Genomic DNA, 25,763 nt, shown 5'->3' with positions numbered 1-25,763 from the left:
ACAATAGATCACTATATCACTGAAACACGCCATTCAATATTATCTTTTGCTTAATAAATGATCACTAGAATTGACCTTTCGAAATGGATATAAATAAGAACCTGCAAAATGGAGGTAAACTGTTCACGTTTCTGAGCCTATACATTGCTCAGACTATTCCCATGAGCTTTTTCTCTACCATTCTGCCTGTATTGATGCGTCAGCAGGATTATTCGCTCGAAACCATCGGTATGCTTCAGTTTCTGAAACTGCCGTGGGTGCTGAAGTTTCTCTGGTCACCTGCTATTGATAGAAGCTGTCATACCTTAAACGATTACAAGCGATGGATATTTTCATCCGAATTGATTTATGCAGTTATCATTCTGGCGATTTCATTTCTCGATCTCGAAACCAATATATACACCATTATCATACTCATTGTATTTGCCTTTACCGCTTCTGCCACTCAGGATATTGCCACCGATGCCCTTGCCGTACTATCATTCAGTAAGAAAGACAAAAGTCTGGTAAACAGTATGCAATCGGTAGGAAGTTTTGCAGGAGCAATGATCGGAGGAGGTGTATTGTTGCTTCTTTATCATAAACTGGGATGGAATCAGTTACTCCCCTATCTGGCAATATTTGTGGTCGTAGCACTTATTCCTCTGATGCTTTTCAAGAACAAACAGGTAGAAGAACCTCAGGAACGAAAAAAATATGCTCCACCTCACCCCGATGACCTTTTGGGATTTTTCAAGCAAAAAGGTATCTGGAAACAAATACTTTTCCTTTTTCTATATTATGCAGGATTGATCGGTACATTGGCTATGCTAAAACCCATGTTGGTCGATTATGGTTACAGCATGAAGCAGATCGGTGTAATGTCGGGAGTTATCGGAACATCTATCGGCTGTGTCGGGTCATTAACAGGAGGTTTTATTGTCCGCAAAATCGGATGCTACATTCCACGCATTGTTTTTGCCGTGTTTATACTGGCAACTACCGTATATTTCTATCTGCTGGTGACACACCTTGCTGTAAATACCGCCACCCTGCATTTGGGAATCACCCTCCTATGGGGTAGTTACGGTATGGCAACCATTGTAGTATACACTACATCTATGTATTGTGTACGAGAAGGTTACGAAGGAACCGACTTTACTCTGCAAACCGTCATTACCCATCTTAGTGGTATGTTGATGGCAGCAGGAGCCGGAAAAATAGCCGGTATGTATGGCTATGCCAACCTGTTTTTGTTCGAAAGTTGTATCGCTGTAGCTTCACTGCTGTATATATTGGCGACATTCAAAAAAGAGAAAAAAGATGAAACAAGAATTATTAGATAAATACAGTGTTGCTGTACCTCGCTATACGAGTTATCCGCCTGCGAATTTCTTTACCGACGGCTTTTCAGTCAACGATTACAGAACAGCCATAGAGGAATCTAACACGCAGCAACCCGAACATATATCGTTTTACATTCACATTCCGTTTTGCTACAAGATGTGCCACTATTGCGGATGCAATGCCCTGCTATTGGAAAACAAGACGGTAGTAGCTTCGTATATGGATGCCTTAAAACGTGAGATAGAAATGGTTCTGCCCCTACTCGATCACAACCGGAATATATCGCAAATACATTACGGAGGCGGAAGTCCTACCTCTCAACCGGTGTCGATGCTTAAGGAAATAAACGAAATGCTGCTCGAAGGTTTCGAAACGATAGACCGACCCGAAATAGCCATCGAATGTCATCCCGGATATTTGGATGAAGCGTATTGGAACGATTTGATAGATGCAGGATTTAACCGCATCAGCTTGGGAATACAAGATTTCAATATCGATGTATTAAAAGCATCTAATCGCAAGCCATCACGAATGCCTGTTGCTGACATTGTTCAATTACTCAAATCGAAAGGCGTAGCCGTAAATATGGATTTTATCTACGGATTGCCACTGCAAACAGCCGAGTCGTTTGCCGATACCATCAAGCAAGCAATAGAAATACATCCTGATAGGTTGGTTACCTTTTCGTATGCTCATGTACCTTGGGTAAATCCGGCAATGATGAATCTCGAAAAGCTTGGTTTGCCTACTCCGCAGGATAAAAACAAAATATACGAAACAGCCAAGCATCTGCTGAACGATGCAGGATATAAAACTGTAGGTCTCGATCATTTCGTACAGCCCAATGACGAACTATACATTGCCCAGAAAACGAAAGCTTTGCATCGTAATTTTCAAGGATATTGTACCCGCCGTACTACAGGACAGGTGTATGCATTCGGTGTAACGGGTATCAGCCAATTAACTTCGGCATACAGCCAGAATACAAAAGATCTGAAAACCTATATTGAACAAGTGAATAATGGAGAACTTCCCGTTCTGAAAGGTTACAGATTGAACAGCGATGAACAGATTACACGTGAAGTAATCACGTCATTGATGTGCAATTACGAAATAATTTGGACTGATCTGGCTTCACTTTTAAACAGATCGGTTGACGAGATAAAAGGGGCACTCAATTACAACGAAGATAATTTGAAGGCTTTTGCTGAGGATGGAATTATAGAGTTTACATCCGATTATATCCGGATTCTGCCCGACGCTACACCCTTTGTACGTAATATTGCGGCATCATTAGATAAACTGATGATGAATACAGATAAACGTTTCTCGAAAGTGGGGTAACACAAATAAAATAACAAAAACAAAGCAACTTATTTAACACCAATTTCTATGACAAAAAAAGACCTGATCAGACTAGTTATCAAACTAATGGGAGTTTTGGCACTCCTTAATTCATTGCCCGCATTGATCGGACAATTTGCATTCATTGCTGGAAGTGACGACCCAAAGTTAATCCTTTGGCCGATCTTAATCCTTATTACAACCCTTGCCCTTTCTGCCCTACTGATTTTTTGTCCGGATAGTATCATCCGTTTTTTCAGACTAGACAAAGGCTTTGATGACGATCAAATAAAGCTCGATCAGTTGAAGTCTGAGAAATTGATAAGCATCGCAGTTCTTATTATTGGAGGGATGTTTATAGTACACAGCCTTGCTCCGCTTATCATTGAGTTAGGTCAAAAGATTTATGCCTCTGTGGCCGAAAAAGATCCGTTTTTCCCATCTTTTGAGAATACTGATAATACAAGATTGTATACCAATATTCTTCAAGTATTGCTAGGATTTTTTCTGATTACCAATTATCAGAGAATTACTCATTTTTTAGCTAAAAAGAGTACAGATAACGAATCTGTATAAATAAGATTATACCTGATATAAAACAAGAAATGCCCGAATATCGATTCGGGCATTTCTTGTTTTTAGTAGAGTCGTATAATTACTTTCTCTCTATTTTTTCTATATCACTTGCTTTGCTTTCAATTATCAATCCGCTAGGCAATTTTATTTGAATCTTATCGTCAGTGCTTTGGTTAGTAATTACACCATCCATTCTTGCACCATCCTTAAAATAAATAATAGCTTTATAGCCATCTTTCAGTTGTTTTTGCTCAACTTTTGCAGGAGCTGATTCTGCAGATTGCTTGCCTGTTATTGGTGCAATCACTCGCTCTTCGATTTCGTCTGCAATTACTGCTCTTTTATCTATAGGGTTCTCATTCTGAACCGTACGTTTCTGAGGTCTAGGACCGTATACATCATCATTTACAGTGCGTTCATAAGTAACTTTAGGGCCTTTGTATTCCGAATTGTCATAGTCATAACCATCCAAAGGAACATAATAAGAGGTAGTTGTAGGCGAATATATCCCAAGCGTAACGCAATTAACTAACAGGTTAAGAAAAGACTGATTCGTTTCGATCATATATCTATCACGATCTCCTACATATTTATCGGCTCGCATCTTTGCATTATTCAGAGGAATAAGTCCTGCTATCAAATGGTGATTCCAAACTGAATTAACTTTGGTCATAGGTTGATCGGGAGATACATTTCCTACTGACACCTTAGTTGTATAACATGAAGAAAATGAAACGGCAATAAAAATACCGATTAATAAAAACTTAAATTTGGGAGTCATTGTAAATAATTTATTTAGATTATGCTAGTTTTAAGGTCACAGACCTTTTTATTGCTTTGGCAAGTATAACAAATATAGATTGTTATGACTATAAAATATACCAATAAATTTTATTCTTTACTTAGAAAAGCAGCAAAGATACTTTTTTATTAAAAAGAATCTTAAAAAAATATTTTTTTACTTCTTTTTCTAAATAGAATGATGCAATAAGCTTATTCCTTTATGTCATTTTTATTCAGCTTACTATGCTTAATACCATAACAGAAATAGATAACAAAGCCTATCACACTCCAAATTATCAATCTCACCCATGTGCTTAAGGGCAAAGCAACCATTTGCAGCAGGCATATTGCAGCACCTAAAAGCGGAACAAAGGGCACAAAAGGTGTTTTGAATGGACGTTTCAAATTGGGTTGAGTCTTTCTCAGTACAACGATAGAGATACATACCACCATAAATGCCATAAGTGTACCTATCGATACCAATTCACTCAACACATTCAAGGGAAACAAACCTGCAAATAGTCCTGTAATGAGACTAGCAAAAATAGTTGAGTTTTGAGGTATACCGTGTTTAGGATTTATCTTCGAGAAAAATCGCGGAAGCAACCCGTCTTTTGATATTATATAATAGATACGAGACTGAGCCAACATCATCACCAGAATTACGGATGTTAGTCCTGCAATAGCTCCCAGTTTTACAAATGGACTCAACCATGCTAAACTTTGACCTGTACGGTCAATAGCCAATGCAATAGGTGCAGCAACATCTAGCTCTTTATAATTAACAATCCCGGTCAAAACCGCAGTTACGCAAACATACAATATAGCACACACAAGCAACGAAATAAGTATACCTTTGGGCATATCTTTCTGCGGATTTTTAGCTTCCTGAGCTGCTGTTGACAGAGCATCGAAACCCAGATAAGCATAAAAGACCACACCGGCTCCCCGCAAAATCCCACTCCAGCCAAAGCTTCCAAATTCACCTGTATTTTCGGGAATATAAGGACTCCAGTTAGTAACATCGATATGAGAAAGGCCAAATCCGATAAAGAGAAGAATTACACTGACTTTAATCACAACAATTATATTGTTTATAAATGCCGATTGTTTGATACCTCCCAATAAAAAGACGGTTATTATGGCTATAATAAATACTGCCGGAAAATTAAAGAAACTACCTGTCATTATCCACCCTTCGGAAGTATGATCGAAAGTAGCATAGGACAAGTGCCACGGTACATGTATCCCCCACCCTTCGCAGAGGCTCATCATATATCCCGACCAACCAACGGCAACACTTGAGCAGGCAAACAAGTATTCAAGAATAAGAATCCAACCGATGAACCATGCTAAAACCTCGCCCATTGTTGTATAGCTATACGAATATACACTTCCGGCAACAGGAATCATTGCTGCAAATTCGGCATAACACAATCCTGCCAATACACAGCAAAGTGCCGAGAGAAGAAACGAAATTGTTAAAGCCGGACCTGCATAATTAGCTGCAGCTGTTCCCGTAATAACAAATATACCTGTACCGACTATTGCTCCAATGCCCAGTGTTACAAGGTTGGCTGCCGACAAACTTCTTCTCAGACCATCGTTTTTTCCCTCTGCCTCACGTAGTATAGCCGCAATGTCTTTTTTCTTGAATAAACGCTCAAACATATGTTCTTAAGGTATTTGAAATAGATAATCGGCAAAAGTAAGAAAATAAGATGACCCAAATAGCCTATTATAAGGGCTTAATTGACAGTAAGCCGTTTTTTTCAATGAATAGATTGAGTCCATTCATTAAAAATACTATTAAGCCCTCATCACTTTTTACTGATTTAACAAATGTAACTGTAAAGCGTATGTATAGCTAAAAGCGAGAATAAAAAACACATATTACTAAATAACAAACAAATAGATAAAACAAGAACAATACTCTCACTATTTAAGACATAAAACATAGTTACAAACAAAACACCTACAGGGAAGTTTATAAACTCTCTAAAAAAATAAATATCTTTGATGCCACAAAAGAAAAAAATACTCCGTCCGAATAAAATATCCTTAACTATTACAATTGCAGATGAGTAAACGTACAACCAGAGAGAATAGAACTTGTGAGAATTGCGGAAGATTTGTTGCCGAGAGCTTTTGTCCTCGTTGCGGACAAGAAAATACTGAAGTTCGCCAGTCATTCATTCATCTGTTTAAACATTTTATCTCAGACTTATTGCACTACGACAGCTCATTCTGGTCTACCATCAAACTATTGCTGTTTTCACCTGCCACATTATCGAAAGCATATATTACGGGAAAACGCAAATCGTATGTCGATCCTATAAAACTGTATATATTTATAAGCTTCATCGCATTTTTCATTCCCGGTATTTTACCGGAAAAATCGGATAAAAAGCAATATATAACTGTAAACATCGGAAACATAGATCTTTCGGTTAAAGATGTTAATAAAGTCACCGGGTTACAAACTGAATATCCCGTACACACTCTTGCGCAATTAGATTCTTTAGATCAAATTAAAAATATACCAATCCGTGAATATTATAAAACAAAGTTGGCTTTAAAAGCTTCTGAGAGTAAAGACAGCGATAAACAAAAAAGAATCAATGAATTTATTTTGCACAACCTCCCCAAAGTGTTATTTATTTACATGCCTATCTTTGCTTTTTGGTTGTGGTTGTTTCATAACAAAAAGAAGTTTATATACTTCGACAGCGGTATCTTTACCTTGCATTATTTCTCGTTTCTTCTTTTAGTAATAACCATTCTCAATATATGTGAGACAGCTTTCGAATGGATACATTTACCTAACATGGTCTCAATGATTGTAACTGCTGCGATCTTCGTCTATGCCATTCTTTATTTTTTCAGGGCACATCGCCTATTTTACGATGAAAAACGATACATCGCGAATATAAAAGGAGCCGTAATCATTTTAATCGATATTGTTTTAATTTTGATAACATTCATCATTTTCACTCTTTTAGCTATATTCATTGCTTGAATTATATATCAACAAAAAGTGTTATCCGGGTATTAAATAATAGCATTAAAACTGCGAATGAATTACTTTTAGTAAAAGTTAAACATTTCATCTATCAATATTAGATAAAATCTATCGACATATCTATCATTTTAGTATATTTGCATCCAAACTAATAACTTATGAATAGAATCGTACGTAAAGAATACTTCTCGCCTAAGGTGGTAGAGTTCGTAGTAGAGGCTCCACTTATAGCACGCAGCCGCAAAGCCGGACACTTTGTTATTGTTAAGGTTGGCGACAAAGGTGAACGTATTCCACTAACCATCGCTAAATCGGATACCGAAAAAGGAACTATTTCGCTCGTCATTCAAAATGTAGGAGCATCAAGTGAAAAAATCTGCAACCTCGAAGCAGGAGATTATATTACCGATCTTGTAGGACCACTGGGTAGAGCTACTCACATCGAGAACTTTGGAACAGTAGTTTGTGCCGGAGGAGGTGTAGGTATTGCACCCATGTTACCCATTATCGAAGCTATGAAAAAAGCCGGCAACCGTGTAATATCAGTACTTGCTGCACGTACTAAAGATTTGGTTATTCTCGAAGAACAGGTAGCCGAATATTCGGACGAAGTAATAGTTATGACTGACGATGGTTCGTACGGACAAAAAGGATTAGTTACTAATGGTGTAGAATCGGTTATCAACCGCGAAAAGGTAGACATGTGTGTTACCATAGGACCTGCCATAATGATGAAATTTGTATCGCTTCTTACCGAAAAGTACAATGTTCCGACAATGGCTTCACTGAATACCATAATGGTAGACGGAACAGGTATGTGTGGTGCATGTCGTATATCGGTAGATGGAAAAACACGTTTTGTATGTGTTGACGGACCTGAATTTGATGCGCACAAAGTTGATTTCGACGAAATGTTGATGCGACTAAAAGCCTATAATTAACAGAACAATAGTATCAGCAGTGACGTATTGAATATGCTCACATGCTAAATTATTTATTATTTTCGGGCGTATACAATACGTCCCTACCCAAACCTAAAACTATCAGGAAAAAGATGACACGTCAAGAATATATGAAACAAAAATGGGGTGAGCCATGGCGCAGCGAATTACGTAAAAGCGTAAAAGCTAAAGAACGTGCCGACCGTCTCCGTGTACACATGCCCGAACTGGATGCAGAATACCGCAGCCACAAACTGAAAGAAGAAGTAAATCAGGGACTTTCGCAAGAACAGGCTATCTTCGAAGCAGGTCGCTGCCTCGATTGTGCCAATCCGACTTGCGTTACAGGATGCCCCGTTGAAATAAATATACCCACATTCATTAAGAATATAGAGAGAGGCGAGTTTGTTGAAGCTGCCCGAACTTTAAAAGAAACGAGTGCATTACCTGCTGTTTGCGGACGGGTTTGCCCACAGGAAAAACAATGTGAGGCACAATGTATCTATGTTCAGAAGATGGGTAAAGAAGCTGTAGGAATCGGTTACTTAGAACGCTTTGCTGCCGATTACGAACGCCTGAACGGAATAGTATCTGCCCCCGAGATACCTGTATGCAACGGTACTAAAATAGCTGTTGTAGGATCGGGACCTGCCGGGCTTTCATTTGCAGGAGACATGGCAAAAAGAGGCTACGATGTTACCGTATTCGAAGCTTTACACGAAATAGGCGGTGTATTGAAATATGGTATTCCCGAATTTCGTTTACCAAACGAAATAGTGGATGTCGAAATAGACGTATTACGCAGTATAGGAGTTAAATTCATTAAGAATTGCATTGTAGGAAAAACCATCAGCCACGAAGACCTACGCAACGATGGTTTCAAAGGTATATTTGTAGCAAGTGGTGCAGGACTACCCAACTTCATGAATATTCCGGGCGAAAACCTGATCGGAGTGATGTCGGCAAATGAATTTCTTACACGTGTCAACCTAATGGATGCTTCGAACCCTGAGAGCGACACCCCTGTTCAAATGGGTAAAAAGGTAGCTATCATCGGAGCAGGCAATACGGCAATGGATGCTGTGCGTACGGCTCGCCGACTGGGTGCTGAGCGTGCCATGGTAGTATATCGCCGTTCGGATGAAGAGATGCCCGCCCGTCTCGAAGAAGTGAAACATGCCAAAGAGGAAGGCATTAAATTCCTTACGCTTCACAATCCGATTTGTTACGAAGGTGACGACAAAGGACGTGTGCAACGCATGCTGCTTCAGAAAATGGAATTAGGAGAGCCTGATCCTTCGGGACGTCGCAAGCCTGTTCCTATCAAAGACGCCACCGAATGGGTGGAAGTAGATGAGGTTATTGTCAGCGTTGGAGTATCTCCAAACCCACTTATCCCTTCTTCGTTCTCAGGACTGGAAGTGACTAAATGGGGAACGGTAGTTATCAATCAGGATACTATGCAAACTCATCTCTCGGATGTGTATGCCGGTGGCGATATTGTTCGTGGTGGTGCAACAGTTATCCTGGCTATGGGAGACGGTCGCAAGGCTGCCGCAGCAATGGATGAGGCTTTGACAGCAAACTAAAGGTCGTAACCTTTTTTATTGTGGTCAGCATAAATAAAGAAAAAGAGATTTAATCTCATTTACATAATAAAAGCCTGAGCTATTGATATAAGCTCAGGCTTTTTCATTTTCTTTGCATCTACAAAAAACAACACACTATGATTCGATTAACTCTATTATTCGGTGTATTATTTTTATTGTCAAGCTGTTCTAAAAGCAAAGAACAAGTCTTAGCTGAGCAAACTCAAGCAAGCATGGCATGTGATACTTCTGCCCATTTTCAATATATGGAACTTTTCACACTTGGAGATCTTCTTTGGGATTCTCAGGCATATGACAAGGGTAAAAATATGTATCGCTTTACTTTCGAAAATACGACTAAAGTGTATTGTGTACCTAACAGCGAAGGTTCGGTAATAGCTACACTTGCCCCTTTTTCGTTTATAACACTCATACGTGAGGGTATTGACCCCGAAACAAATATAAAATGGTATCAGATAAAATTCAATAACGGACTTGGCGATACTTATCTAGGTGGTATAGGCTATATAAAAGACGAAAATATTGATCTCGGAAACACGTATACCCAATTTATTCTAGGTCAAAATTCGGTAGAAGAAACTATATACGACCAACCCGGCTATCGGTTCAAGCTGGTATATACGCCTCGTGAATACTCATGGCAACCGATATCGTTATCCGACACCCTATCTACTGTAGTTAATTTGGCAGGAATAGATTACTACAATCATTTTACAATTGAAGATATAAATACTGCTTTGAAAGGCGAGCCTAAGATTGTCAAAATATACTGGCATCATGGCGAGAGTTGCCCTGAGTCGGACGGAAATGTCTTCATTGCCAAATCGGATAATAAACTTATTGAATTGATACAAGGATTCGGCACAGGAGAGTATGGCTATGAGGAATATACTAAGGTGTATTTCCCTGTAAAATTGAATAATGGGAAAACGTTATTAATTGAAAATGCCGATGTCCATAATATGTTTAATGAGTACAATCAAACCTTCAACACATTCGATTATCCATCGGATTGCGGCATACCGATAGAAGAACTCATCGTTGCCAGCGAGAACGAAGCACAAGCAAAAGACGATGGTCAAGGAAACTATGTGGAAGATAAAAACGGAAATCCCATAATGGAGACTTTATACAAAAAAGTCCGATATTACCATTGGGATGGTAAAAACATCAAGCTAGCCAAAGAAATCATATACAAAGACAGAGCGGAAAACAGTAACGAAAACTAAAATTTAATTATCGGCGAATATCATGTTTTTTGACTAGTTCCTGACCTTGTGGAGAAAGTATCCATTCGATAAATCTCGCTACATTTTCATTTCGAGTATCAGTCGTTATAGCATAAAAGTCGCCTACAAAAGGATAAGTATTGTCGGCAATTGGAGTGCGGTCGGGATACTATCAAATCTCAACTCTTACAACCTCACATTATCAAATCATAAACAGAGTATAACCTTAAATATTTCAATAATTACGAATATAGGGAGCGAATATTAGATCTTTTCATTATATTTATATTTAATAAATCACAGTAAAAATGAAAAAGATAAAAGCTATTTTAGGGTTATTTCTGCTTTGTGCCGTTATGTTAGCTGCATGCAAGCAAAATACAAAAGTGCAAGACAATACACAAATACCTAAAGAAGAGGTAACCAAAAAGAAAATATTATTTGTAGTAACCAGTCACGACAAAAAAGGCAATACAGGAGAACCTACAGGCTTCTACTTATCGGAAGTTTCACATCCTTGGCATATATTACATGAAGCAGGTTACGAAATAGACTTTGTTAGTCCTCTAGGAGGAAAAGCTCCGGTTGATGGGTTCGATCTAAATGATTCCATTAATAAAGTTTTTTGGGACAATAAAGAGTACCACGAAAAGATAGAGAATACGATGAAACCTACTGAAGTTATTCCCGACAATTATGTGTCAATTTTCTATGCAGGAGGACATGGTACCATGTGGGACTTTGCTGATAATAAGGAACTGGCAGCAATTGCAGCAAAAATTTACGAAAACAAAGGAGTTGTAGCAGCGGTATGTCATGGTCCTGCCGGGCTTGTTAATATCAAATTGAGTGATGGGCAATATCTAGTCAACAATAAAAAAATAAACAGCTTTACAAACGAAGAAGAAGCTGCAGTAAAACTCGATAACATCGTTCCCTTTCTTTTAGAAAGCAAATTGATCGAACGTGGAGCAATATTCGAAAAATCAGCACCTTTTACTTCCCATGTTACAGTTGACCAAAGGGTAATCACCGGCCAGAATCCTCAATCAGCTCAAGGTGTCGGCGAAGCTATTCTTAAAGAATTAAACAAAAACGATAAATAAAGAAAACTAAATTATACATACATACATATAAAAGGCTGAATTATTATGTGATAATTCAGCCTTTTCTCATCCCCTTTATTTCCACCAATAAAAAGTGGCAACAGAGATTGTAACTTTAAATATCTCAATAATTACGGATATAGGAAGCCAATATTAGATTTTTTCATTATATTTATATTTCTAGTGATTACAAAGTATTTATCAAAGCAACAAAAAAGGTTCAAGTCCTTAAAACACAAAATCGGCTTGTATTATGCTAAAAATAATATTCACAGAACTGGTAAAAAAATATACGACAGATGATTTGTTATGCAAACAACTTTGGAATGAAGTTGTTATCAACTATTGTGATGCGGGACGTTATTATCATAACTTAAACCATCTGGAAGCTATTATAGGCGAATTATCCGATGTCAGAGATCGCATTCCGCAATGGGACACAGCTCTGTTTTCGGTTTTTTACCATGATATTGTATATAATGCGCTACGCAGTGATAACGAAGCACAGAGTGCTGATAAAGCACAAATGAGACTACATGAAATGGGCTTCCCTAAAGATCAGACAACACAATGTGTACTCCAGATTTTGGCGACCAAAGGGCATGAGCCGGGCAATGATTTGACGACTCAGCTATTTATCGATGCCGATTTAGCAATTTTAGGTAAAGCTCCCCAAAAATATACTGAGTATTCGGAGAACTTACGCAAAGAATTTTTTGTTTATACAGATGGTGAATATAAAGCGGGAAGAAAAAAAGTCTTGAAGTATTTTCTGGCTATGGATCGCATTTTTAAATCGGAACATTTTTATAACAAATACGAAAGGCAAGCCCGGATAAATATAGAGGCAGAATTGAGTTCGTTATAAAAACTGAAAAAAGAAATTATTATTTGAAGTTACTTATATAATGATTGCCCCGTCTGTTCTTGCTTGCAAAAGCAGGGACAGACTTTTTTTTAAGTAATCCGTCTATTGACTAAGAAGTAGGAAACCTCACAAAAAATTTAGGGTCATAAGCTTTCGCCTACAACCCTAAACACACCATGAATATATTAAGAAGGTCTAAGACCTTACTTTAATTCGAATGCTACTTTTCCACGTATATCTGTAGAAGAAGCACCGATTACAGCTTCAAATGTACCTGGTTCGGCAATCCATTCCTGACGAGTATCGTCATAGAATTTCAGTTTTTCGGCATCTATTACAAAGCTTACGTTTTTTTCTTCACCCGGATTAAGTGCTATTTTACTGAAACCTTTTAGTTCTTTAACCGGACGTGGTAATGACGATTTCAGATCGCTGATGTACAATTGTACAACTTCTTCTCCTTTACGGCTTCCTACGTTTTTAACGGGAACGGTTACTGTTACTGTTCCATTGGCAGACATTGTTTTATTATCTACAGCTACTTTTCCGTATTGAAATTTAGTGTAGCTCAATCCATGTCCAAAGCTGAACAATGGTTTGATCTTTTCTTTATCAGCCCAACGATATCCTACAAAAATACCTTCGTTGTATGTAACGTTTACATTATCTCCGGGATATTCGCCCAAGGCATGTGCACTGTTATCTTTAAGAGCAACAGGGAAAGTCATCGGTAGTTTTCCCGAAGGATTTACATCACCTACTAATATCGAAGCTAATGCTTTTCCGGCAGCACTACCATTGTACCATCCTTGAACAATTGCTGGAACCTGAGCTACCCAAGGCATTGCCACAGCATTACCAGAAATCAATACTACAGCCAGATTTTTGTTTGCTTTAGCTAATTCTCCTATCAATTTATCCTGATCGTATGGTAATCCTAAATCAGCACGGTCGTTACCTTCGCAATCTTGTCCGTCATCTTTGTTCAAACCACCGATGAATACCACAAAATCAGCGTCTTTAGCTACTTTAACAGCTTCTGCTAACAACTCAGCTGCCGAACGTGTTTCGGTCAGATCTTGTCCTGTGCTTAAGCCATCTTGTTGAGTAGATTTTCCGCCTACATATCCACGTGCATAAACTACTTCCGATTGAGTTCCTACACGATCCAAAAGACCTTGCAATGGAGATATTTCATGTCTTACTTTCAGAGAAGAACTTCCTCCCCCTACAGTCATTACTTTGATTGCATTTTCACCTATAACCGCAATTTTCTTTGTTTTGCTTAGATCGATAGGTAATACATTATTGTTGTTTTGAAGCAATACAATGCCTTGTTCAGCAATTTGTTGCCCTGCCGACATATGCTCTTCTGTACCGAAAGAACCCCAAGGTCTTTTAGTATTCATATTGGTTCTGAACATAAGACGTAGTATACGACGAACTTTATCATTTACTAAATCTTCGCTCAATTCACCTGATTTCAACATATTAAGGAAAGGAACAGCTAAATAATACTCATCATAAGCATTGGTTTTGTTCCATCTCATACCATCTGTCCAAGTTCCCATTTCTATATCCAAACCGTTTTTAGCAGCTTGAACGGTATTATGAGTACCACCCCAGTCGGCAATTACGGCACCGTCAAATTTCCAGTCACCTTTCAACACATCGTTCAAAAGATAGGAGTTGTGACAGCAATGTTCTCCTTTATATTGATTATAAGCTCCCATCAAAGACCATACTCCGGCTTCTTCAACAGCTGCTTTAAATGCAGGAAGATAGATTTCGTGTAAAGCCCTGTCGCTTACATTTACATTGATGTGACCACGTGCTATTTCTTGATTGTTTAATGCAAAGTGTTTTACACAAGCTGCAACACCATTCGATTGTACTCCTTTGATATAAGGAACAGCCATGCGTGATGCCAAGAAAGGATCTTCGCCCATGTACTCGAAATTACGGCCATTAAGTGGAGTTCTATAAATATTTACACCCGGTCCTAACAGAACGTCTTTCTTTCTGTAACGAGCCTCTTCTCCTATTACTTTTCCGTAAAGAGCTGCCATCTCTGGATTCCAGGTAGCTGCCAAAGCTGTCAGAGCAGGAAATGCTATACACGAGTCGTTTGTCCAACCGGCATTGTCCCATTCATCCCAAAATACTTCTGCACGTACTCCGTGAGGTCCATCGGCATGCCACAGTTCAGGAATTCCCAAACGAGGTACGCCCGGAGAACTGAACTTCGATTGTGCATGACACATCTTTACTTTCTCTTCCAATGTCATTCTCGAAAGAGCATCTTCTATACGTTGTTCTACCGGCTTTGTTTCGTCCAGATAGATCGGTGCTTTGTTTTGCCCAAACATTGGCAGAGCAAACAAACTCAAAATGAAAGCACTTTTTAAAATTTTCATATTACTTTATATAATAAATTTTGGATATTTTATTGTATGTGTGATCTAAGGCTTCTCAACCATTCATGACAAATCATTCTGTATACCTTTTACAGTATATTATTAACGTAGAAATAGGTCTTAGATCCTTAAAAATTAACATTCTTATAAATTCGAGAACTAAGTTAGTGTTAAGTTGACAAACTTAAAAATAAAATTATCACATATTTTAAGCTATATATTTTTTTAACTAAATAGTGTACAAACGACAATAACCAAAAACACATAAAACACTGTATATCAATCAAAATAAATTATCAAAAAGAAATAAATGAAAAATATTTAAAAATATTTAATAAAAAAGAGGGGATTATCATAACTTACAAAAACGAAAGGCATTATAGTTGCAAAAACCAATTGTACATTTTGATAAAACGAAATGTACATAAAATATATAAGTAGGTATTACTATATTATAATAAATTTCCCTATCAATACGCACTCTTATAATGTGTATTTCCCTATATTTAAACGCCTATTTTATGTAAAAACAGTGCGTTTTTCGTGTTTTACCTATAATTACAATGCTATATTTTACATTGTTTTGTAGAACCAACTGTAGAACCAACTGTAGAACCAACCCTTTTTTGTATTTTTTTTAGGCATATTACACACGCAGTCCAAACACCAATAAAACCACTATTGTTTTATTATAATCAGTATTGTTTTTTCGTTGTTTTAAATTACTTTTAAGCAGTTTTTAAACACTCAATTCGTTTATTTACGCCACAATACACCTACGATTCAGGCGGACATAAAAAAAAACGTACCTGAGTCGTTTAAACACTCAAATACGCCTATTCACAAAGGTTTCACACCTATTTACAGACAAGAAGCAAAGCTTATGTTTAAAAGTGATTAAAAAAAACGCTTAAAAATAAAGCAAAAGCAAAGCGAAAGTAAACTTTTTGCACAATTCGTTTTAGTTGGATTTCGTTCCATATCCGCCTACATCCGTTTACTACAAACAGTTTCAAGCCGTTTTATGTTTTGCCGTTTTATGTACACGTTGTTTATACCCCCATATGACAATAAGTATAGCTGCAAATTCTCAAAACCTAAAGGGCAAAATTGTAGAGATTGTTGATGCAGATATAGTTGTATTTCAAGATAAAGACAACATTCGCAAGACGATAAAACTATACGGAATCGACTGTCCGGAAAAAGGTCTTCCATACTCGGAAAATGCTCTGGAATTTACTCAACGAAAATGCGACGGTAAAGATGCAATAGCCCAAATAATATCAGATGATAATAAACAGACTTTTGGCATCATCTATGTGAATGGCATAAATATAAATGAGGCTCTTTTAATTAAAGGACTTGCCTGGAAAAGCAAGAATAATGACTCTGAACACTTAACAAGACTAGAAGAAAATGCAAAAAACGCAAGAATAAATATCTGGTCAATAGAATATCCCATAGAACCAAAGGAGCCTAAATATGAAACCAGTGAGAGAAAAGTCTATATATGCAGTTTACATCCGACTATTTATCACCGATCGGAAGTATGCAGGGACTTATATAACTGCAAAGGGGAAATATTAAGAACGCATTTTGGTGTAGCTCGCCAGAAAGCACCATGTATATTATGTGCAAAGACTCGATAATTAGAGAATCTTATACTCTCTAAGTTATATCTCTTTTATAATTCGTGCCGGATTACCTCCTACCAATATATTGGCCGGAATATCTTTAATAACAACCGAACCCGATGCAATTACGACATTATCGCCAATAGTCACTCCCGGATTGATAATCGCCCGTCCTCCAATCCATACATTATGACCAATGGTTACAGGCTTGCCAAACTCAACAGCATCGGCACGCTGAGTCGCATCTAGTGGATGAGTGGCAGTATAAATATGCACTCCCGGTGCAAGCAGGCAATTATCCCCAATTTCGATTTTACAAACATCGAGCATTACACAATCAAAATTGGCATAGAAATTCTCACCCACATAAATATTATACCCATAATCACATTTAAATGTCGGTTCTATAAAAATAGACTTGCCTGTTCTTCCGAATAACTGAGATAAGATTTCTCCTCTTACCTCTATTTCATCAAACGATGTGTTATTATAGGTATACGTAAGCCTGCGTGCTTTAAGCCTCTCTTCAGTTAATTGTTCATCTCCTGCAAAATAAGGTTCGCCGGCTAACATTTTTTGTTTTTCAGTTTTCATGCTTCATTGTTTTAATCACAATGCAATATAACTCTTTTTTTATCATCATTAAAATATTGCGAATCCCGATCAACTATGATTAAACGACCCAATATAGTATAAAAGGTCTTGAGGAATTAATGGAAAACAGGTATCCAATCATTACAATTAAATACCTGTATCAAACTAAAACCATTAAAACTAAACCTATTATTTATTTCCTTATCTGCGCCCCGAAGCTGATGAGCGTCCTGCTTCGCTTCGTGAAGAAGATCTGTTATCTCCTTTATTTTCGGATTTACGTTCACTACTGCTACGACTTGCGTTTTCGGAGCGAGACACTTCCGCATATTTCAAATCATTTCTGCCTGATGATCTGTCAGTACGTTTATTTTCTTCTCTATAATTATTATCGCGGCTACTTCTGTTTGAGTCATGCTGACGATCGGCTGTGGATCTTCCCTTACTGTCACGCCCATTGTTACGCCCGTAGTCAGAATCTCTGCCACGTCCGTTATTATTTCCTCTATTATTGTCATCATACCACCTCACTTCGTTTCTGCGGCTGTCTCTGTAGCGATTATCGTGACTGTTACGAATCACAATCTGATTTCTATTTCCTCTGAAATGCCTGTAATCAACCATATGGCGTTGATTAAATCGCCAAGGATTATTATCGGTAAGTACTACTTTATAAAGTCCGTACAAATCATAATGACGATAAGCTCCGGGAAGGTAACGAGCCGAAACCCAACGGCCTCCACGAGGAAAATGAAACAGACCTTGATTTACATTGTAGTAAACATTAATGTCTGGAAAATAATAAAATGCAACATAGTTGTATCCGACCGGCCCCCAAGCAGGCTGCATACCTATATTTATATTCACATTTATATTGGCGGCCTCAGTTCCTGAGAAACTAGCCATTGCTACTAAAAATCCGATTGAGAGTATTATTTTTTTCATAATCAAGCCTTTTAAATGATACAATAATTATGGTTAGTGCTTCTTATATTTACTAAGATGAATAAATAGGTAAAAGGATTAATCGACACTCGGTAGATTAACTTTAATTAACCCTATACTTAAAAACCCTCAGTCCTAAAATCGAGATATCTAACATGATATGGTAAATATTTATATATATTTGTAATATATCCTTAGTGGATAAGATAGGTAATTGAATAAAATAAGATGCTCGATAACAACAATTTGCATGACATATATCTGGCTTTAGGCTCCAATTTAGGGGATAAAAAAAAGAACATCGATTTGGCAATTGCACAAATAGAACTCCATATAGGACAAGTAACTGCCCTATCCTCTTTATATGAAACCCTGCCTGTGGGTTTCGATTCAGAGAACTCGTTTCTCAATGCTGCATGTCGTGTATCAACCCGATTGCAACCTTTAGAGGTATTAGAATCAACTCAGCTTATCGAAAAAGAACTGGGGCGTAAGTCTAAATCTGTAAACGAAACATATAGCGATCGTATAATTGACATAGATTTGCTTCTGTTCGATAACGAAATCATAGAATATCCTCATCTGGTAATACCCCACCCTCATCTGCATGAACGGGATTTTGTACTTACCCCTTTGGTGGAAATAGCTCCCGATGTATATCACCCGATATTCAAGGTGACTATATCGGAACTGAAAAATAAGCTCAACAACTAACTAAAATGAAAATAATTGTATGGAAGGCGTAATATTAGTAGTCCTTGTTATACTGGCAATATTGTTGTTTATTGTAATGACCAAAATCAATACATTAAGCAATAATATTACTCATCTGGGCAATAATTTGTTTGACATAAACAGTAAACTCAGAGATTTATCGAATCAGTCATCAACAAAAAAAGATACTCAGGAGATTCTGGATGCAATACAAAATTTAGGAGACAGAACACTAGTTTCGAAACCTGCGGAATCAACACCAACTATAGAAAAACCTGTTGTAAACGTCATGCCTCAAGAGGAAGAGAAACCTTCTGCTCCGATAATACGTGAAGTGCCGGAAGTTACAACAGAGGCTGTAGAGGAAACAGTTATCGAAACTCCACACACAGAGGAAGAAGTTGAAGTAGCTGAAGATGCTACTGCTTATGCAGCATTCAGCAATACCCGAAACAAACCTCAGACTTCGTTCTCGGAAGTATTTCAGCAACCTACGATATTTCAACAAGCACAGGATAAGGTCGAAAAAGAAGAATCCGAAAAGGGTTTTATCGAAAAAATATTCAGCGAAAACTTACTTACCAAAATAGGTATCGTAACACTTGTACTTGGTATTGCATTCTTTGTAAAATATGCTATCGATCAGGATTGGATCAACGAGATCGGACGTGTGGGCATAGGTCTGCTTACGGGTGGTATTATAATTGGTATCGCTCACAAATTGAAAGAGAAATATCAAGTATTTTCATCCATACTGGTAGGAGGCGGTATATCGGTACTTTATATAACGATAACCCTTGCTTTCAGGGAATATGAATTATTCTCACAACCTCTGGCATTTGGCTTGCTTATTGCCATTACCATATTTTCGGTTATCCTATCGCTGTTTTATGACCGCAGGGAACTTGCCATATTCTCCTTGCTGGGAGGGTTTGCCTCACCGCTGATGATAAGCACAGGAAGTGGCAATTACATTGTTTTATTTTCTTACATCCTGATTCTCAATACAGGAATGCTTATTCTTGCCTTCCGTAAAAAGTGGCATGTGCTAGGTATCATATCTTATGTACTTACACTTATATTCTTCTGGTCGTGGCTGATAGTATCTTTCGAAAACCAGTTTAAGGGTGCAACTTTATTTGCGGCACTGTTCTTTGTTCAGTTCTATATACTGGCTCTTATCGATCATTTCAAGGGAGAGCATAAAGTTACCGCTTATCAGGGAATACTCATTCTGACTAATAACCTGTCGCTGTTCCTTGCCTGCTTAACCATATTTACCGATTATCCATACGATGTAAAAGGATTGGTTACCATCATTATAGCTGCTATTAATGCCATAGTAATGGTTGCTTTATTCCGCAAAAGCGAGATCGACCGCAACCTTATTTACCTGATAATCGTTGTAGTAATGACTTTTGTCAATCTGGCAATTCCGATCCAAATGGACGGATATGTTATCACCATGTTCTGGGCTGTAGAAATGGCTGTATTGCTATGGTTGTGGCAAAAATCGCAAATACAAATATTCCGCATAGGGTTTCTTATTGTCGCAGGACTTGTCGTATTCTCGTATCTGATGGATATTGCACACAATTATGTTCCGACCGAAACAGCCATGCCCATTATCCTCAACTCGATATTTATCACAGGATTGGTTGTTATAGCAGGCTTTTTCGTCAGCAAGCTACTGCTGCATAAGGAAGATAAAGATTCTACGATAGAGATAGGCAAAGTAAGTTTATTCAGCGTGAATGATTGCAGCCGCATCATAAGCCTGTTACTTATTGCTTTCACTTATATAGTTCCCTTCCTCGAACTTAATTATCATGTCGAATATCGTCTCGAACTGGATTACAATACCAGCTTGCGTTATATGATAATGACTGCATATACATCGGTTTATGTATCGGTACTTACATTCTTGTATCGAAAAGAGATTGCCAACAAAGCTCTTATTTTCGGACTTTTATCGGTATTTACAGTTATTTATTCTCTCGTATATTGGTATTATGTAACTGAACTGAGAGATTATACATTTTGGTTCCCTACATATCCTAAGGCATATTTCCTTCTGCACTTCGTTGCTATCATTCCGGTAATGCTGGTAATTATTACCCTTATCAGAAATGTAAAATCGGCAATACCCGGTAATCTCAAAGTATTTTATTGGGGGATGACCATAATTTCAACTCTTCTGTTGGGTATCGAAACCGGAAACATTAGTGTTATGTTATTTAGTAATAGCGACAATTATACGAATGTTCTGTACGATGTACGTACATTTGTATTTCCTGTCCTATGGGCATTAATAGCAATGGGACTTATGATCTGGGGATTAAAAGGGAAGGAAGTTATTTTACGCAAAATATCACTTATTTTCTTTGCTCTTATCATTGTCAAATTCTATGCTTATGATGTATGGCATATGTCGCAAGCGGGACGTATAGTATCGTTCATCATGCTTGGGGTTATTATTCTGCTGGTATCGTTCCTTCAACAGAAGATAAAAACTTTGGTAAAAGAAGATACTCCCGAAAGTGCCCCTTTGATAAGTAATGAGGAATAGAGTTTTGCTGCATTTTAAAGCAATCAAAAAAATCTGAAACATCAAATTTTCAATTATAAACAATGAAATATTCTCTATCAATCGTATTATTATATCTTGCGAGTCTCTGTGCAACTGCACAAAGCTGGTATGTTGCAGATATTGACACTATAAAACAGAGTGGTTATTACAATATCCAACTTGATAAACGAATTATAGCTGTATCCAATAATGCCGACTTTCTCGATATAAGGATAAATGATACGATAGGTAACGAAGTTCCCTACTTTGTACGGGCACAAAGTCCGGTACGTGCTGTAAATGAATTTATTAGTTACGATCTCGAGAGTAATACGACAAAGGACAGTATCAATACGATTGTTGTAAGAAACGAGAATGGCGAAAATCTGAACCGATTCTCAATAGTAATTGAAAGTGCCGAAGTGGATAAATATGTAACCATACGGGGTAGTAATAACCTAAAACAATGGTATATCGTAAAAAAACGGGAGAATATTACCTATTCGGGATTCAAAGAGGGTAATAATGAAATATTAATAGTAGATTTTCCTCAAGGCAATTACAAGTATTACGAGCTTACGCTGACTAATAACCAAAGCAGCCCGCTACAAATACTGAAAGTGGGAAGATTCAAGAATTCGAATATTTATGCGCAGCAAACCGAAATCGATCTGGGCACATTTATCAGAAAAGACAGTACGGATAAGAAAACATATATCCGTTTCCCAAATCTCGAGTACAACTACCGCTTAAATAAGCTTACATTTTACATAAACAGTAAGGCTGAATATCTTCGTAAAGCCGAGCTGAATGGCAAAGACTATTCTATCCGCTTTAATTTATCGTCAAAAGGAGAAAACACAGTAGTACTAAACAGTACTGCTATATCACCCGATGGAACTATAGTTATAGATAACAAAGGCAATCCTCCGCTCGTTATAGATTCTATAAAAGCATATGCTCTTAACCGATACTTGTGTGCTTATCTCGAAGAGGGACAATGCTATAGGCTTATTATAGGCAATAAAGACATTGCTCCCAGTTCCGATTACGACATTAGATACTTTCAGGACGAGATACCCGAAGATTTACAAATTGTGAAGACTTCGAATTTCGAAAAGATAGAGGTCGCTGCGCATTCGAACGAGCGTGAAAAGATGTGGATCGAAAAACCTGTCTTTCTCTGGTCTATTATCATTCTGGTAGGTTTGTTCCTTAGTGCAATTTGCTACAAAATGATACGGGAAATGAAAAAGAAGGAAGAGTAAATAAAAACATCAGAAGATTAATATACTCAAATATAAAAACAGATGAAAAAAAAATTATTGTTAAGTCTAGTATCTCTACTTTCATTAAGTATTTATTCTCAGGACAATTACTTTAAATACAATGGCAGTGCAGATGTTCTCCTTAGATTTTTAGCCAGAGGCAGTGGAGGGCGTGCTATGGTACATGATAACAATAATACTCTGACATTGAACTATGCAGGTGATTTTACCGGAGGAACTATTATTTCAAGTGATTTACTGGTAAGAGGAACTTTAAAACCTGCAAAAATTTATCTTGAACCTACCTCTTTAAACAATGGATGGTATACTACAAATCTTGAATATAGAGGCCACATCTTAAGAATAGGTTCTCCCGAGGGCATGTCAACACACAATGGAGTCGAAATAATACCAGGAACTAATCCTAATGCTTTTAGATATACATCGCTGAGTCTATTTACGAGCAATACCCTTACCGATTTCAATAAAGTGGTTCAAATTAATACAAACGGAGAGAGTTTTTTCAATGGTGGTAATGTCGGAATAGGTACTAAAAATCCGACTGAGGCATTAGAAGTAGCAGGAACAATAAGAGCCAGAGAAATAAAAGTTGAAATTACTGCCGGAGCTGACCATGTTTTCAACAAGGAATATAATCTGAAATCACTATCGGAAGTCGAAGCTTTTGTTACAGAAAATAAGCATCTGCCCGAAATTCCATCGGAGAAACAAATGCAAGAAGAAGGTTTAAGTGTAAATGAATTTCAAATAAAACTTCTCAAAAAAATAGAAGAACTCACCTTATATGTTATCGAACAGCAAAAAATAATAGAAAAACAAGGTGCTAAAATAGAGATATTAGAACAAAAAGAAAAACTATAGTATGAATATAGCTATAACAAATAAAGGACAACTTTAAAAGTTGTCCTTTATTTGTTTCATCATTCAACCGTTACCGATTTCGCCAGATTACGAGGCATATCCACATCCCTGTTTTTATTAACGGCAATGTGATAAGCCAACAGTTGCAATGGAATACACGACAATAGTGGATCGAGACACTCATCGGTCACAGGTATTTCGATCGAATAGTCAGCCAATGCTTTTATGGCTTCGTCTCCTTCGTTGATAATCGCGATGATCTTACCCTTACGAGCTTTTATTTCCTGAATATTACTTACCACTTTGTCATATATAGCATTGTTTGTGGCAATGGCTACAATCGGCATTTCGTTGTCGATAAGAGCAATCGGACCATGTTTCATTTCGGCAGCAGGGTATCCTTCGGCATGAATATAAGAAATCTCCTTCAACTTAAGAGCACCTTCCAAAGCTATCGGATAACTGTATCCACGTCCTAAGTAAATAAAGTTATGTGCATAAGTAAATATCAACGAAAGCTCTTTAATCTTGTCATTTAGAGCCAGAATAGAAGTGATCTTATCGGGTATCACCTGCAATTGCTTCAATAGGTGAAGATAACGCTCGTCGGATATTGTACCCTTTTCTTTGCCGATAGTCAGAGCCATCATGGTAAGTACCATTACCTGAGCCGTAAATGCTTTAGTGGAAGCCACTCCAATTTCGGGGCCGCAATGGGTATAAGAGCCCGAATCGGTATTTCGGGGTATGGAAGCTCCTACCACATTACAGACTCCATACACAAAAGCTCCTGCCTTACGTGCCAGCTCGATAGCGGCAAGTGAGTCGGCAGTCTCTCCCGATTGAGAAATTGCGATAACAATATCATCGGGTTCTATTACCGGATTACGATATCTGAATTCCGAAGCATATTCGACCTCTACAGGTATGCGGCAAAATTCTTCTATCAGGTATTCGCCAATCAATCCTGCATGCCACGATGTACCGCAGGCAATGATTAGTATACGCCTCGCTTTCTTGAATTTATCTATATGATCTATGATTCCCGAAAGGGTTACATTTGTTCCTTCAACATTTATACGCCCACTCATACAACTTCTGAGTGTTTCGGGCTGTTCAAAAATTTCTTTCAACATAAAATGGTCGTAACCGCCTCTTTCCAGCTGGCTCAGATTCATTTCAAGCTCGGCTATTTTATGGGTTTTCTGAACATTCGAAATAGTTACTATTTTAGGAGCTTCATCGCGTTTGATAACTACAATTTCTTCATCATCCAGATAAATAACCTTATTGGTATATTCGATTATGGGTGAAGCATCCGAAGCCAGAAAAAATTCGCCCTCGCCAACACCTACCACTAAGGGACTGCTTTTTCGGGCAGCAATTATTTGTGTAGGATTTCCTTTTTCTATAACGGCTATCGCATAGGCTCCGATCACCTGACTCAAAGCCAACTGAACGGCTGTAAATAAGTCACAGTCATTCAGCTTCTTGATGTATTCAATCAATTGTACCAACACCTCGGTATCTGTATTACTATGAAAAGTATAACCATCAGCAATCAGTTGAGCCTTTAACACCGAATAATTTTCGATAATACCATTGTGAATCAACGCCAGCGATTCCGACTGTGAATAGTGAGGATGAGCATTTGCATTGCTCGGCTCTCCATGTGTTGCCCAGCGGGTATGTGCTATACCTATGGTTCCCGTAAGATCTTTATCTTTGGCAAACTCCTCCAGATCTTGCACTCTCCCCTTGGCCTTATAAATAGACAAATTGTTTTCGCTATTGATTATAGCAACTCCTGCACTGTCGTAACCTCTATACTCGAGGCGATGCAATCCTTTTATTAAAATGGGGTACGCTTCCCTGAATCCAATATAACCTACAATTCCACACATATATAAATGCTGTTAATAATTATCTAGAAAA

At 37.7% G+C, this 25,763-nt stretch carries 20 protein-coding genes; 14 read left to right on the top strand and 6 right to left on the bottom strand.

What is annotated here, in order from left to right; all coding sequences use genetic code 11:
• Nucleotides 1-83: 83 nt before the first annotated feature.
• From G7051_RS12505 to G7051_RS12495, 3 genes are read left to right on the top strand one after another with little or no spacing between them, the layout of a single operon-like run.
• The gene (locus G7051_RS12505) at nt 84-1,325 is read left to right on the top strand and encodes an MFS transporter (protein ID WP_166200749.1); all 1,242 of its coding nucleotides are present in this window, start codon (nt 84-86) and stop codon (nt 1,323-1,325) included.
• Nucleotides 1,303-2,670 carry an oxygen-independent coproporphyrinogen III oxidase gene (gene hemN, locus G7051_RS12500; protein WP_166200747.1) on the top strand — a complete coding sequence of 456 codons (1,368 nt, stop codon included), beginning with the start codon at nt 1,303-1,305 and terminating at the stop codon, nt 2,668-2,670. The genes G7051_RS12505 and hemN overlap by 23 nt, the downstream gene beginning before the upstream one ends.
• A 48-nt stretch (nt 2,671-2,718) precedes the next feature.
• Nucleotides 2,719-3,246: a hypothetical protein gene (locus tag G7051_RS12495; RefSeq protein ID WP_166200745.1), complete on the top strand. Its 528-nt coding sequence runs from the start codon at nt 2,719-2,721 to the stop codon at nt 3,244-3,246.
• A gap of 79 nt (nt 3,247-3,325) precedes the next feature.
• Here G7051_RS12495 and G7051_RS12490 read toward each other — a convergent pair whose 3' ends face one another.
• Together G7051_RS12490 and G7051_RS12485 are read right to left on the bottom strand one after the other, a co-directional pair.
• A complete protein-coding gene (locus tag G7051_RS12490; RefSeq protein ID WP_166115740.1) occupies nt 3,326-4,027 on the bottom strand; it encodes a Bor family protein in 702 nt (233 codons plus the stop codon).
• Between the two features lie 212 nt (nt 4,028-4,239).
• Complete coding sequence (locus G7051_RS12485; protein WP_166200743.1) at nt 4,240-5,700, bottom strand: amino acid permease; 1,461 nt, start codon at nt 5,698-5,700, stop codon at nt 4,240-4,242.
• Between the two features lie 409 nt (nt 5,701-6,109).
• On the opposite strand from G7051_RS12485, the gene G7051_RS12480 reads away from it, so the two are divergent.
• The 6 genes from G7051_RS12480 to G7051_RS12455 all read left to right on the top strand — a co-directional run bounded on the left by G7051_RS12480 (nt 6,110) and on the right by G7051_RS12455 (nt 12,805).
• Nucleotides 6,110-7,048, top strand: a complete 939-nt coding sequence (locus tag G7051_RS12480; RefSeq protein ID WP_166115736.1) for a DUF3667 domain-containing protein — start codon at nt 6,110-6,112, stop codon at nt 7,046-7,048.
• A gap of 161 nt (nt 7,049-7,209) precedes the next feature.
• The gene (locus G7051_RS12475; protein ID WP_166115735.1) at nt 7,210-7,992 is read left to right on the top strand and encodes a sulfide/dihydroorotate dehydrogenase-like FAD/NAD-binding protein; all 783 of its coding nucleotides are present in this window, start codon (nt 7,210-7,212) and stop codon (nt 7,990-7,992) included.
• Nucleotides 7,993-8,105: 113 nt separating this feature from the next.
• Nucleotides 8,106-9,581 carry an NADPH-dependent glutamate synthase gene (gene gltA / locus G7051_RS12470; protein ID WP_166202791.1) on the top strand — a complete coding sequence of 492 codons (1,476 nt, stop codon included), beginning with the start codon at nt 8,106-8,108 and terminating at the stop codon, nt 9,579-9,581.
• 137 nt (nt 9,582-9,718) lie between these two features.
• A complete protein-coding gene (locus G7051_RS12465) occupies nt 9,719-10,831 on the top strand; it encodes a hypothetical protein (RefSeq protein WP_166200741.1) in 1,113 nt (370 codons plus the stop codon).
• Between the two features lie 308 nt (nt 10,832-11,139).
• The gene (locus G7051_RS12460; protein ID WP_255493217.1) at nt 11,140-11,937 is read left to right on the top strand and encodes a type 1 glutamine amidotransferase domain-containing protein; all 798 of its coding nucleotides are present in this window, start codon (nt 11,140-11,142) and stop codon (nt 11,935-11,937) included.
• A gap of 253 nt (nt 11,938-12,190) precedes the next feature.
• On the top strand, nt 12,191-12,805 hold the full coding sequence (locus G7051_RS12455; RefSeq protein ID WP_166200739.1) for a hypothetical protein: 615 nt from the start codon (nt 12,191-12,193) through the stop codon (nt 12,803-12,805).
• 203 nt (nt 12,806-13,008) lie between these two features.
• On the opposite strand, the gene G7051_RS12450 is transcribed toward G7051_RS12455, so the two are convergent.
• Nucleotides 13,009-15,222, bottom strand: coding sequence for a glycoside hydrolase family 3 C-terminal domain-containing protein (locus G7051_RS12450; protein ID WP_166200737.1), 2,214 nt, complete (start codon nt 15,220-15,222; stop codon nt 13,009-13,011).
• Nucleotides 15,223-16,286: 1,064 nt separating this feature from the next.
• Here G7051_RS12450 and G7051_RS12445 point away from each other — a divergent pair.
• Nucleotides 16,287-16,871: a thermonuclease family protein gene (locus tag G7051_RS12445; protein WP_166200735.1), complete on the top strand. Its 585-nt coding sequence runs from the start codon at nt 16,287-16,289 to the stop codon at nt 16,869-16,871.
• 24 nt (nt 16,872-16,895) lie between these two features.
• Here G7051_RS12445 and G7051_RS12440 read toward each other — a convergent pair whose 3' ends face one another.
• Complete coding sequence (locus tag G7051_RS12440) at nt 16,896-17,450, bottom strand: maltose acetyltransferase domain-containing protein (RefSeq protein WP_166200733.1); 555 nt, start codon at nt 17,448-17,450, stop codon at nt 16,896-16,898.
• 201 nt (nt 17,451-17,651) lie between these two features.
• The gene (locus tag G7051_RS12435) at nt 17,652-18,395 is read right to left on the bottom strand and encodes a hypothetical protein (protein ID WP_166200731.1); all 744 of its coding nucleotides are present in this window, start codon (nt 18,393-18,395) and stop codon (nt 17,652-17,654) included.
• A gap of 228 nt (nt 18,396-18,623) precedes the next feature.
• On the opposite strand from G7051_RS12435, the gene folK reads away from it, so the two are divergent.
• The 4 genes from folK to G7051_RS12415 all read left to right on the top strand — a co-directional run bounded on the left by folK (nt 18,624) and on the right by G7051_RS12415 (nt 23,828).
• Nucleotides 18,624-19,109 carry a 2-amino-4-hydroxy-6-hydroxymethyldihydropteridine diphosphokinase gene (gene folK / locus G7051_RS12430; RefSeq protein ID WP_166200729.1) on the top strand — a complete coding sequence of 162 codons (486 nt, stop codon included), beginning with the start codon at nt 18,624-18,626 and terminating at the stop codon, nt 19,107-19,109.
• 19 nt (nt 19,110-19,128) lie between these two features.
• The gene (locus G7051_RS12425) at nt 19,129-21,678 is read left to right on the top strand and encodes a DUF2339 domain-containing protein (RefSeq protein ID WP_166200727.1); all 2,550 of its coding nucleotides are present in this window, start codon (nt 19,129-19,131) and stop codon (nt 21,676-21,678) included.
• Nucleotides 21,679-21,740: 62 nt separating this feature from the next.
• Entirely contained in the window at nt 21,741-22,946 is a 1,206-nt protein-coding gene (locus G7051_RS12420) for a hypothetical protein (protein WP_166200725.1), read from the top strand.
• 42 nt (nt 22,947-22,988) lie between these two features.
• Nucleotides 22,989-23,828 carry a hypothetical protein gene (locus G7051_RS12415; protein ID WP_166200723.1) on the top strand — a complete coding sequence of 280 codons (840 nt, stop codon included), beginning with the start codon at nt 22,989-22,991 and terminating at the stop codon, nt 23,826-23,828.
• 59 nt (nt 23,829-23,887) lie between these two features.
• On the opposite strand, the gene glmS is transcribed toward G7051_RS12415, so the two are convergent.
• Complete coding sequence (glmS, locus tag G7051_RS12410) at nt 23,888-25,732, bottom strand: glutamine--fructose-6-phosphate transaminase (isomerizing) (RefSeq protein ID WP_166200721.1); 1,845 nt, start codon at nt 25,730-25,732, stop codon at nt 23,888-23,890.
• Nucleotides 25,733-25,763 lie beyond the last annotated feature (31 nt).

This window comes from Dysgonomonas sp. HDW5B (assembly GCF_011299335.1).
Classification (GTDB): Bacteria; Bacteroidota; Bacteroidia; order Bacteroidales; family Dysgonomonadaceae; genus Dysgonomonas_A.
The sequence above is the reverse complement of the archived record's forward strand: the minus strand, read 5'-3'. Positions and strand labels throughout refer to the sequence as shown.